We start from the raw sequence: 11,865 nt of genomic DNA on the forward strand, positions 1-11,865 counted from the left end.
GCTAGGCCCGGACCCGGTGCGCAGTCGTGGGCCCCAGGGCCCAACCAAGGGCCCATACCCGCCGGCCACGCACTGCGGGCCGGGCCCGTCATGGAGCGACGGACCCGGCCCGGCCGGTCATGGAACAGTGGTTGTCTTCACGCGCAGGTGGTGAGGGTGCGACATCGGGCTCACGCCGGTCGCCCGGACCGCGTGCCACCACGGTGACCTGACCGTTGTCCACCGAGGTCTTGCGCGTGACGACGCGGGTGTACGTCAGGTCGTTGCCCTGGATGACCGGGTCGATGGTCCGACGGCCCTCTTCGTAGACGGGCTGGGTCACGGCCCCCGCCGCCGACGCGCGAACCGCGCCGCCCACACGTGAAGCGTCCTAGGAGACCCGGCCCTCCAGTACGGCCCTGAGGCCGTCCGTCAGGTCCTGCGCGGACGGTGCGGACTCCCCGTCGATCATCCACTGGACCATCACGCCGGCGAGCAGCGCCTGACAGAACAGACCCGCCACCCGCGCCTTCTCCGGATCGGTTTCAGGGTCGATGCCCAGCATGTTCTGGGCGAGCCCGTTGCGCGCATCGCCCTGCGGACCCGCCAGGGCCTTCTGGAGCTTGGGGTCGGTGTCGATCCGCGAGATGACCTCCATCTGGAGCTGCCAGACGGAGCGGGTCTCTCCGTAGGAACCGATGACCCGCTCCCAGACCTCACGGAACTGTTCGAAGGCGTCCTGCGGAGCGTCCCCGGGCTCCGCCTCGGTCCGGTCCGGAGCGTCCGTGATGACGTCGCCCCACTCCTCCGTCACCTTGAGGAAGGCCAGATTGAGCAGGGCCTCCTTGGAGCCGTAGTGGTAGCCGATGGAGGCGAGGTTGGTGCCGGACGCGGCCACGATGTCGCGTGCCGTCGTCCGCGCGTACCCCTTTTCCAGCAGGCAGCGCTTGGCGCCTTCGAGCAGATCCTCACGATGTCCCATAAACGCAGCGTACCCGGCATGCAGACACCTGTGTAAGACGGGTGTCTATATGCCGGGTACGTGGTCCGAGCAGCGGAGGATCAGTCGGTGAGGTTCACCGAACGGGCCGAGGTGGCGCCGATCTCGTCGGAGATCTCGGTCAGCACCGACTGCGGAACGGTGTCGTCGACGGTGAGCACGACCAGCGCCTCGCCGCCCGCGTCCGCCCGCGAGACCTGCATGCCCGCGATGTTGAGGCCCGCCTCGCCGAGGATGCGGCCGACCGCGCCGACGACGCCGGGACGGTCCTGGTAGCGCAGCACGGCCATGTGGTCGGCGAGCGCCAGGTCGACGTCGTAGTCGCCGATGGCCACGATCTTCTGGAGGTGCTTGGGGCCGGCCAGGGTGCCCGAGACCGCGACCTCCTCGCCGCTCGACAGCGTGCCGCGGACGGTCACCACGTTGCGGTGGTCCGGCGACTCGGAGCTGGTGGTGAGGCGCACCTCGACACCGCGCTCCTGCGCGAAGAGCGGGGCGTTGACGTAGCTCACGGTCTCGTCGACGACGTCCTCGAACACGCCCTTGAGCGCGGAGAGTTCGAGCACCTTCACGTCGTGCTGGGTGATCTCGCCGTACACCTCGACGTCGAGCCGGGCCGCGACCTCGCCCGCGAGCGCGGTGAAGATCCGGCCGAGCTTCTCGGCGAGCGGCAGCCCGGGGCGGACGTCCTCGGCGATAACGCCGCCCTGGACGTTGACCGCGTCCGGTACGAGCTCACCGGCGAGGGCCAGACGCACGGACCTGGCGACCGCGATGCCCGCCTTCTCCTGGGCCTCGTCGGTGGAGGCGCCGAGGTGCGGGGTGCAGACGACCTGGTCGAACTGGAACAGCGGGGAGTCCGTGCAGGGCTCCTTCGTGTACACGTCCAGACCGGCGCCGGCGACACGGCCCTCCTTGAGGGCGGAGGCGAGCGCCTCCTCGTCGACGATGCCACCGCGGGCGGCGTTGACGATGCGCACCGAGGGCTTCACCTTGTGCAGCGCGTCGTCGCCGATCAGACCGAGGGTCTCCGGCGTCTTGGGCAGGTGCACCGTGATGAAGTCGGCGACCTCGAGCAGCTCGTCGAGGGTGAGGAGCTTGACACCCATCTGCGCGGCACGCGCGGGCTGCACATAGGGGTCGTACGCGACGATCTTCATGCCGAAGGCCGACATGCGCTGCGCGACAAGGACACCGATACGGCCGAGGCCGACGACGCCGAGGACCTTCTCGCTGAGCTCGACGCCGGTGTACTTGGAGCGCTTCCACTCGCCGTTCTTCAGGGCGGTGTTGGCCTGGGGGATGTTGCGCGCCGTGGCGACGAGCAGGCCGCAGGCGAGCTCGGCGGCGGTGACGATGTTGGAGGTCGGGGCGTTGACGACCATCACGCCGGCCTTGGTGGCCGAGGAGACGTCGACGTTGTCCAGACCGACACCGGCGCGGGCGACGACCCGCAGCTTCTTGGCCGCGGCGATGGCTTCGGCGTCGACCTTGGTGGCGGAGCGCACCAGGATGGCGTCGGCATCGACGATCGCGGGGAGAAGTTCGGCGCGGTCCGCGCCGTTGCAGTGCCGGATCTCGAAATCCGGACCCAGAGCGTCGACCGTGGCGGGCGACAGCTCTTCAGCGATGAGTACGACAGGTTTCGAGCTCACGAGAGTCCTCACATGTCCAGTGCGGACGGCCGTCCCGACGGCCGCAGGCGGTGGAGGGGCTAGCCGCGTGGAGACGCACGACACTGTGGGCCCTGACGCGTGTATGTGTTGAGAAGTGTAGTCATGCAACGGGACACGTAATGCGCCCCGGTGGAAGGATCACCCACACGAGGGTGGACGACTTGTACACACATTCGATGCAGCCGCTTCCACCTCTTCTGTCCGCAGTGACACGGAAGCCGAGACGGGCGGTGTTCCGCGAGGGCGGGCCATGGGCCCGCCCCCGCGGCGGATGACCTACGCGTCCTCGTCGTTCACCCAGCTCATGAGCTTGCGCAGCTCACGGCCCGTGGTCTCCAGCAGGTGGTCGCTGTCGGCCTTCTTGTACTCGTTGTACTTGGGCAGACCGTTGTGGTACTCGGCCATCCAGGCGTTGGCGAAGGTGCCGTCCTGGATCTCGGTGAGGACCTTCTTCATCTCGGCCTTGGTGGCGTCCGTGATGATCCGCGGGCCGGTGACGTAGTCGCCCCACTCGGCGGTCTCCGAGATGGACCAGCGCATCTTCTCCAGGCCGCCCTCGTACATGAGGTCCACGATGAGCTTCAGCTCGTGGAGGCACTCGAAGTACGCGATCTCCGGCTGGTAACCGGCCTCGGTCAGGGTCTCGAAACCGGCCTTGACCAGGGCGGCGGTGCCACCACAGAGGACGGCCTGCTCACCGAACAGGTCGGTCTCGGTCTCCTCGGTGAAGGTCGTCTTGATGACGCCGGCGCGGGTGCCGCCGATGCCCTTCGCGTACGAGAGGGCGAGGGCCAGGCCCTTACCGGTGGCGTCCTGCTCGACGGCCACGATGCACGGGACGCCGCGGCCCTCCTCGTACTGACGGCGGACCAGGTGGCCCGGGCCCTTGGGGGCGACCATGCAGACGTCGACGTTGGCCGGCGGCTTGATGAAGCCGAAGCGGATGTTCAGTCCGTGGCCGAAGAAGAGCGCGTCGCCGTCCTTGAGGTTGTCCTTGATGGACTCCTCGTAGACCTGGGCCTGGATCGGGTCCGGGACGAGGATCATGATGACGTCGGCCTCGGCGGCGGCCTCGGAAGGCGTCACCACACGCAGGCCCTGCTCCTCGGCCTTGGCCTTGGACTTCGAGCCCTCGTGCAGACCGACGCGGACGTCGACGCCGGAGTCACGGAGCGACAGCGCGTGGGCGTGGCCCTGGCTGCCGTAGCCGATGACCGCGACCTTGCGGCCCTGGATGATGGACAGGTCGGCATCGTCGTCGTAGAACAGCTCGGCCACTGGGTCTTCTCCTTGGTGTGCAGGTGTTGCGTCCCACCGTACGGCGGGGTGCGTCGAATGCGTTGTCAGGTCTCGCCATGCGAGCGGCGGAGCCGCCGGTTCCTACGCCGAGCGGTCGAGCGCGCGCAGGGAGCGGTCGGTGATCGACCGCGAGCCCCGCCCTATGGCGATGGTGCCGGACTGGACGAGCTCCTTGATGCCGAACTGCTCCAGCATCTTGAGCATGGCCTCCAGCTTGTCGGCTCCGCCGGTCGCCTCGATCGTGACGGCCTCCGGGGAGACGTCCACGGTCTTGGCGCGGAACAGCTGAACGATCTCGACGATCTGGGAGCGGGTCTCGTTGTCGGCGCGGACCTTCACCAGGACGAGCTCGCGCTGGATCGCAGCGGCGGGCTCGAGTTCGACGATCTTCAGGACGTTGACCAGCTTATTGAGCTGCTTGGTCACCTGCTCCAGGGGCAGGTCCTCGACATTCACGACGATGGTGATGCGGGAGATGTCGGGGTGCTCGGTGGTACCGACCGCAAGTGAGTCGATATTGAAGCCGCGCCGGGAGAACAGAGCCGTGATCCGGGCGAGGACACCCGGCTTGTTCTCGACCAGGACGGAGAGTGTGTGCTTGGTGGACATGGAGTCGGTCTCTCTCTGTCTCTCAGTCGTCTTCGTTGTCGCCGAAGTCGGGGCGGACACCGCGGGCGGCCATGACCTCGTCGTTGGAGGTGCCGGCGGCGACCATGGGGTACACCATGGCGTCCTCGTGGACGATGAAGTCGATCACGACGGGGCGGTCGTTGATGGAGTTGGCCTCTTCGATGACCTTGTCCAGGTCGGCAGGGCTCTCGCAGCGGATCGCGTAGCAGCCCATGGCCTCGGACAGCTTGACGAAGTCCGGCACCCGGGTGCCCTTCGCCGGAGTGCCCTCGGTGTCGGCGCCGGAGTGCAGCACGGTGTTGGAGTACCGCTGGTTGTAGAAGAGGGTCTGCCACTGGCGGACCATCCCGAGGGCGCCGTTGTTGATGATCGCGACCTTGATCGGGATGTTGTTGAGCGCGCAGGTGGTGAGTTCCTGGTTGGTCATCTGGAAGCAGCCGTCGCCGTCGATGGCCCAGACCGTGCGGTCGGGCATGCCGGCCTTGGCGCCCATCGCGGCCGGGACCGCGTATCCCATGGTTCCGGCGCCGCCGCTGTTCAGCCAGGTGGCGGGCTTCTCGTAGTCGATGAAATGGGCGGCCCACATCTGGTGCTGGCCGACGCCCGCCGCGAAGATCGTGCCCTCGGGGGCGAGCTGACCGACTCGCTGGATGACCTGCTGCGGGGAGAGGCTGCCGTCCTCCGGCAGGTCGTACCCGAGCGGGTAGGTGTCGCGCCAGCGGTTGAGGTCCTTCCACCACGCCTCGTAGTCGCCGGTATTACCCTCGGTGTGCTCGGCCTGGACGGCCTGGACGAGGTCGGCCAGGACCTCGCGGGCGTCCCCGACGATCGGGACGTCGGCGGTACGGTTCTTGCCGATCTCGGCCGGGTCGATGTCGGCGTGGACGATCTTCGCGTACGGCGCGAAGCTGTCCAGCTTGCCGGTGACCCGGTCGTCGAAGCGGGCTCCGAGGGCGACGATCAGGTCGGCCTTCTGCAGCGCGGTGACGGCGGTGACCGCACCGTGCATGCCCGGCATTCCCACGTGCAGCGGGTGGCTGTCGGGGAATGCGCCGAGCGCCATCAGTGTGGTGGTGACGGGCGCTCCGGTGAGCTCTGCGAGGACCTTGAGTTCGGCGGTGGCCCCCGCCTTGATGACGCCTCCGCCGACGTACAGCACGGGGCGCTTGGCCTGCGTGATGAGCTTGGCCGCCTCGCGGATCTGCTTGGCGTGCGGCTTGGTGACCGGCCGGTAGCCGGGCAGGTCCTGGGTGGGCGGCCAGCTGAAGGTCGTCCGCGCCTGGAGGGCGTCCTTGGCGATGTCGACGAGGACGGGGCCGGGGCGGCCGGTGGACGCGATGTGGAACGCCTCGGCGATGGTGTGCGGGATGTCCTCGGCCTTGGTGACCAGGAAGTTGTGCTTCGTGATCGGCATCGTGATGCCGCAGATGTCGGCTTCCTGGAAGGCGTCCGTGCCGATCGCCTTGGAGGCGACCTGGCCGGTGATCGCGACCAGCGGCACCGAGTCCATGTGAGCGTCGGCGATCGGCGTGACGAGGTTGGTCGCACCGGGCCCCGATGTGGCCATGCAGACACCGACCTTGCCGGTGGCCTGGGCGTAGCCCGTGGCCGCGTGGCCCGCGCCCTGCTCGTGCCGGACCAGAACGTGGCGCACCCGGGTGGAGTCCATCATCGGGTCGTACGCCGGAAGGATCGCACCGCCGGGAATGCCGAATACGGTGTCGGCCCCGACTTCCTCAAGAGAACGGATGAGGGACTGGGCGCCCGTGACGTGCTCGACGGTGGCGGACGACGGTCCGTTGTGACGGGCCCGCGGCTGCGGGTGGTGGGCCCCGGTGGCCTGCTCGGTCATCGGCATTCTCTTCTCGAAGCTGAGGGTTTTTGCGGGGTTTTGGGAAGTGTCAGTGCAACAAAAAACCCCTCGTGCCGTGAGGCAAGCGAGGGGAGCGCGCCGGTGCGGTCTGCAGAGTGTCAACGAGGAACTCTGCTTCAGCCGACGCGCTTTCCAAGTACGAGAATTCGGGTGCGCATGGCATTGACCCTCTCTCCGGCACGCGTACGGTGTCAAGTAGGTGGGATGGGCGTCTCAGCATGTGAGCCGCTGAGGAGCGGAATCGAGCCGCCCGCCAGGACGGGCTGGGCGGCCGGACTGCCTGGTACGGGGAACTCTCCCCGCACCAGGGCGCGGCGCAGCCGGTACTCGTCGAGCGGCCCGGAGAAGGCCATCCCCTGGCCGTGCGTACAGCCCATGGCGCGGAGCGCGAGGACCTGTTCCGGTACGTCGACGCCGTCGGCCACGGACTGCATGCCGAGATCGCAGGCGATACGGAGCAGCCCGCTGGTGATCTTGTGCAGCCGGGCGGACTCCACCACTCCCTCGACGAGACCGCGGTCCAGTTTCAGTACGTCGATGGGGAGCCGGCGCAGGGCGTTGATCGCCGCGTAACCGCTGCCGAAGCCGTCGAGCGCGATCCGTACACCGAGGCGGCGCAGTGCGACCAGCCGCTGCTCCAGGTCGTCGAAGGAGATCCGGGGGTCGCTGTCGGCGACTTCGATCATCAGAGCGCCGGAGGGCAGCCCGTGCCGGGTCAGGAGCGCTTCGATGGAACCGAAGGGCAGTGCCTGGTCGAGCAGCCGGCCGGCGGACAGACGCACGGAGACGGAGACCGGGTGTCCGGCCCTGGCGCGCTCGGCGGCCTGCTCGACGGCTGCTTCCAGGAGCCAGCGGCCGAGCTCGGCGGTGCGGTCGCTGTCGTCGGAAACCCGGAGGAATTCGGCGGGGGTGAAGAGGATGCCCTGCGCCGAGCGCCAGCGCGCCTGCGCCGCGACGGCAGCGACGGTGCCGCTGCCGAGATGGACGACCGGCTGGTGCAGCAGCGCGAATTCACCGTCCCGCAGGGCCGTACGCAGCCGGGCGGCCAGCTCGGAACGGCGTACGACATCGGCCTGCATCTGCGGGGCGTACAGCTCGACCCGGTCCTTGCCGCCCGCCTTGGCGCGGTACATGGCGAGGTCCGCGTTGCGCATGAGGTCGGTGGGGGTGATGCCGGGCTCCGCGAACGCGACGCCGATGGAGGCGGCCACCCGGACCTCGCTGGCCCCGATGCGGTACGGCTGGGAGAGCGTGAGGCGCAGCCGGTCGGCGATCTCGTGCACCTGGTACTCACGGGCGCCCTGGTCGCGGGTGCCGTCGCCGACGATGAGCGCGGCGAATTCGTCGCCGCCGAGACGGGCCGCGGTGTCCCCGGTCCGCACGGAGTCCGCGAGGCGGCGGGCGGCCTGGATGAGGAGTTCGTCGCCGGCCTGGTGACCGATGGTGTCGTTGACCGCTTTGAAGCCGTCGAGATCGACGAAGAGGACGGCGGTGCCCGAGTCGCCCGAGCGCCGGCCGCCGAGCACGCGGCGGACCCGGTCGGTGAACAGCGCGCGGTTGGGCAGATCGGTGAGCGGGTCGTGTTCGGCGTTGTGCTGCAGCTGGGCCTGGAGCCGGACCCGTTCGGTCACGTCCCGGCTGTTGAGGAGCAGGCCGCCCTGATGCCGGTTGACGGTGGACTCCACGTTGAGCCAGTCACCCGCGCCCGAACTGAAGCGGCACTCGATGCGGGTGGTGGGTTCTTCGTGGGGCGATGCCGCCAGGAAGCGCCGTACCTCATGGACCACCCTGCCGAGGTCTTCGGGATGGATGATCGAGGCCAGCTCGGAGCCGACGAGATCGTCCGCCTCGCGCCCGTACACCCCGGCCGCCGCGGGGCTCACGTAGCGCAGTATGCCGGTGGGGGCGGCGATCATGATGACGTCGCTCGATCCCTGCACCAGCGAGCGGAAGTGGTTCTCCTTCTGCGCCAGCTCCTGGGTGAGCGAGATGTTGTCGAGGAGCATGATGCCCTGCCGGACGACCAGGGCGAGCACGACCGTGCATCCGGTGAAGATCACCACCCGGTCGACTCTGCGGCCCTCGACCACGTTGTACAGGATGCCCAGGGTGCAGACCGCCGCGGCCAGATAGGGCGTCAGCGCGGCCAGTGAGCCGGCGATGGGGCGGCTGGTAGTGCGCATCGCCGTGGAACCTGGCCGCAGGGCGTCGGTATCGCGGCACCGGGCGCTCCAGGGGGCGTACGCGAGGAGGAGCGAACCGGTGAACCAGCCCGCGTCGAGCAGCTGGCCGGAGTGGTACGTCGAGCGGAGCAGCGGCGAGGTGAACACGGTGTCGCACAGGACGGTCAGGGCGAGCGCGGCGACGGCCGTGTTCACCGCGGAGCGGTTGATGCTGGACCGCCGGAAGTGCAGCGCGAGCACCATGGAGACCAGGACGATGTCGAGCAGCGGATAGGCGACGGAGAGCGCGGCCCTGGCCACGCTCTCGCCTTCCGGGTCGGCGGCGTGGGCGGTGTGGGCGAGGGCGAGGCTCCAGGAGAGCGTCAGCAGCGATCCGCCGATCAGCCAGGAGTCCAGCGCCAGGCACACCCAGCCGGCCCGGGTGACGGGGCGCTTGGCGAGGACGAGCAGCCCGACGATGGCGGGCGGCGCGAAGCAGAGGAAGAAGAGATCGGCGAGGGACGGCGTGGGTACGGGGAGGTCCAGCACCACCTCGTACCACCCCCAGACCGCGTTGCCGCAGGCGGCCATGAGGGAGGAGAGCGAGAAGAGCAGCCAGGCGGGCCGGAACCGGCAAACGTCGCCCCGCGCGTACAGGAAGCAGGAGAGCGCCGCGGCCAGGGCGGCGATGCTGAGCCCGAAGTCACCCATGAACAGGGCCACTTGCGGCGAGCCCCAGCCGACGGCCGCACCGAGGGTGTACCCGGCGCAGACCGTCGCCAGGGTGATCTGGGAGCGCAGGCCCGAGCCCTCGCCGGTGACCGACTGCCGGGAGAGCGGGGCCCCGACGGCGCTCACCGTGGAACTCCCCGGGTCGCGTACGGCACCCCCGGGGTTCGGCCCGCTGCTCGCCGTGGGTGTGGTCGGGGCCGAGACCTGTCCGGCGTCAGTACCGATGACCGCCGTCGCTCGCCCTGCCGCGTCGGATCGTCTCTCCATTGGCCGCACATCGCCCGTCGCCCCCTCGCGTTCTACTTCCTCCCCCGCGCCGCCGCTTCCACGACGCAGCCCCCCGTTCTGGACGATACACCAGACCCGTCACTCAGGGACATAGTTCGTCTACTCTCCGTGACGATCTGCGGGCGTTGCGGGAACCCACTGCGACGAACGTACTCCGGAGCGTGTTCAGTCGGTGGTGAGTACGACGTTTCGCACCGGCTCGCCCGCGGCGAAGCGGGTGAGCTGCCCTGCCAGCAGACGCTTGGCCCTGGGCAGGAACGCCGAGGTACTGCCGCCCACATGAGGGGTGATCAGGACATGGGGAGCATGCCAGAGAGGGTGTCCTGCGGGGAGCGGTTCCGGGTCGGTGACATCGAGTGCGGCGCGCAGCCGACCGCTCTCCAGTTCGGACAACAGGGCCTGGGTGTCCACGACTTGCCCCCTCGCCACGTTGACGAGGAGCGCACCGTCCCGCATCGCCTCGAGGAACTCCGCCCCCACCAGGCCCTGTGTGGACGCGTTCAGCGGGGTGGACAGAATGACGATGTCGGCCTGGGGCAGCAGCGCGGGCAGGTCGTCGAGCGTGTGTACGGGGCCGCGTGCTGTCGTCCGCGCAGAGCGCGCGACGCGCGCCACCCGCGCGCACTCGAAGGGTTCGAGCCGGTCCTCGATGGCCGAACCGATCGATCCGTATCCGACGATGAGCACCGACTTGTCGGCGAGCGCGGGATAGAACCCGGCCCGCCACTCCTCCTTGTCCTGGCCGTGCACGAAGCCGGGGAACCCCCGCAGCGAGGCGAGGATCAGGGCGAGGGCCAGCTCGGCGGTGGATGCCTCGTGCACCCCCTTGGCGTTGCAGAGCCGTACGCCGGCGGGGAGCAGGCCGAGGCCGGGCTCCACGTGGTCGATGCCCGCGGAGAGCGTCTGCACGACCTGTACCGCGCTCATGGCGTCGAGCGGACGGGTCGCGACCTGCGGGCCCTTCATATAGGGAACGGCGTAGAAGGCGCAGTCCGCGGGGTCGGCGGGGAAGTCCTGGCCGCCGTCCCAGAAGTGGTAGTCGAGACCCTCTGGGAGCCCGTCGATCTCATCGGCCGGAATCGGCAGCCATACGTCGGTGGTGTTCTTCGAAGTCATGCTCAGGAGGCTAGGCGACGGCTGCTCGGCGGCTCCGTGGGGGCAGAGGCTACTTTTGGGGTGCGGTGTGGTCCCGTGACCGCGGGACCGAGGGAGGGTTCGGGGAGTTGGAGCGCAGGACTATCGGTGCGGCGGCGCTCGCCGTGGGTGCGGTCGGGCTGGGCTGTATGCCGATGAGCTGGGCATACAGCACGTCGCAGCAGCGCGGCGACCGCTCGGTGCGGACGGTGCACGCGGCGCTCGAAGCGGGCGTCCAGCTGCTCGACACGGCGGACATGTACGGCCCCTTCACCAACGAGCTGCTCGTGGGGAGGGCTCTCAAGGGGCGGCGGAGCGAGGCCTTCCTCTCCACCAAGTGCGGGCTGCTGGTGGGTGATCAGCACATCGTCGCCAACGGGCGTCCCGGCTATGTGCGGCGGGCCTGCGATGCCTCGCTGCGGCGGCTGCAGACCGATGTGATCGACCTGTACCAACTGCACAGGGCCGACCCCGAGGTGCCGGTGGAGGAGACCTGGGGGGCGATGGCGGATCTGGTTGCGGCGGGGAAGGTGCGGGCGCTCGGACTGTGCGCCGTGGGGGCGCGCGCCTCGCGCAGGCCGGGCTCGCGGCTGCATGACGGAACGATCCGTCAACTGGAGCGCGTACAGCAGGTCTTTCCGGTCAGCGCGGTCGAGGCAGAGCTTTCGGTGTGGTCGCCGGAGGCGCTGGAATCGTTGCTGCCGTGGTGCACGGCGCGCGGGGTGGGACTGCTGGCTGCGATGCCGCTCGGGAACGGCTATCTGACGGGGACGCTGACGCCGGGGCAGGGCTTCGAGCCGGACGATCCGCGGGCCAGGCACCCGCGGTTCACGGCCGAGATGATGGCGGCGAACCAGCCGGTGGTGTCCGGGCTCCGGCGGATCGCGGAACGCCATGGCGCCACTCCGGCGCAGGTGGCGCTGGCATGGGTGCTGCGGCAGGGGCCGCACGTGGTGCCCGTACCGGGCGCGAAGCGGGAGGAGTGGGCGGTGGAGAACGCGGGCGCCGCGCGGTTGGAGCTCGACAACGCGGATCTGGCGGAGATCGCGGGGCTGCCGCGGGCGCGCGGGTCGTGGGACTGAGGTGCCTGCG

The 11,865-nt window shown here is 69.4% G+C and carries 9 protein-coding genes; 1 reads left to right on the forward strand and 8 read right to left on the reverse strand.

The annotated features are described in order from the left end of the window. Positions 1–88 precede the first annotated feature (88 nt). The 8 genes from ACFT7S_RS04565 to ACFT7S_RS04600 all read right to left on the reverse strand — a co-directional run bounded on the left by ACFT7S_RS04565 (position 89) and on the right by ACFT7S_RS04600 (position 10,755). The gene (locus ACFT7S_RS04565) at positions 89–358 is read right to left on the reverse strand and encodes a hypothetical protein (RefSeq protein WP_382726865.1); all 270 of its coding nucleotides are present in this window, start codon (positions 356–358) and stop codon (positions 89–91) included. Positions 359–370: 12 nt separating this feature from the next. Then, a complete protein-coding gene (locus tag ACFT7S_RS04570) occupies positions 371–961 on the reverse strand; it encodes a TetR/AcrR family transcriptional regulator (RefSeq protein ID WP_382726867.1) in 591 nt (196 codons plus the stop codon). A gap of 80 nt (positions 962–1,041) precedes the next feature. Beyond that, complete coding sequence (serA, locus tag ACFT7S_RS04575; protein WP_382726870.1) at positions 1,042–2,634, reverse strand: phosphoglycerate dehydrogenase; 1,593 nt, start codon at positions 2,632–2,634, stop codon at positions 1,042–1,044. A 297-nt stretch (positions 2,635–2,931) separates the two neighbouring features. Next, complete coding sequence (gene ilvC, locus ACFT7S_RS04580) at positions 2,932–3,933, reverse strand: ketol-acid reductoisomerase (protein ID WP_328906023.1); 1,002 nt, start codon at positions 3,931–3,933, stop codon at positions 2,932–2,934. Between the two features lie 102 nt (positions 3,934–4,035). After that, positions 4,036–4,563: an acetolactate synthase small subunit gene (gene ilvN / locus ACFT7S_RS04585; protein WP_328906022.1), complete on the reverse strand. Its 528-nt coding sequence runs from the start codon at positions 4,561–4,563 to the stop codon at positions 4,036–4,038. Between the two features lie 22 nt (positions 4,564–4,585). Then, positions 4,586–6,442 (reverse strand): acetolactate synthase large subunit, encoded by a 1,857-nt coding sequence (locus tag ACFT7S_RS04590; RefSeq protein ID WP_382726874.1) that lies wholly within the window; start codon positions 6,440–6,442, stop codon positions 4,586–4,588. A gap of 206 nt (positions 6,443–6,648) precedes the next feature. Next, positions 6,649–9,477, reverse strand: a complete 2,829-nt coding sequence (locus ACFT7S_RS04595; protein WP_382726877.1) for a putative bifunctional diguanylate cyclase/phosphodiesterase — start codon at positions 9,475–9,477, stop codon at positions 6,649–6,651. 327 nt (positions 9,478–9,804) lie between these two features. Next, a complete protein-coding gene (locus ACFT7S_RS04600) occupies positions 9,805–10,755 on the reverse strand; it encodes a 2-hydroxyacid dehydrogenase (protein WP_382726880.1) in 951 nt (316 codons plus the stop codon). 143 nt (positions 10,756–10,898) lie between these two features. Here ACFT7S_RS04600 and ACFT7S_RS04605 point away from each other — a divergent pair, with 143 nt between their 5' ends. Continuing rightward, positions 10,899–11,855: an aldo/keto reductase gene (locus ACFT7S_RS04605; RefSeq protein WP_382727658.1), complete on the forward strand. Its 957-nt coding sequence runs from the start codon at positions 10,899–10,901 to the stop codon at positions 11,853–11,855. The last annotated feature ends 10 nt before the right edge of the window (positions 11,856–11,865 follow it).

Source organism: Streptomyces sp. NPDC057136 (assembly GCF_042670885.1).
Taxonomy (GTDB): domain Bacteria; phylum Actinomycetota; class Actinomycetes; order Streptomycetales; family Streptomycetaceae; genus Streptomyces.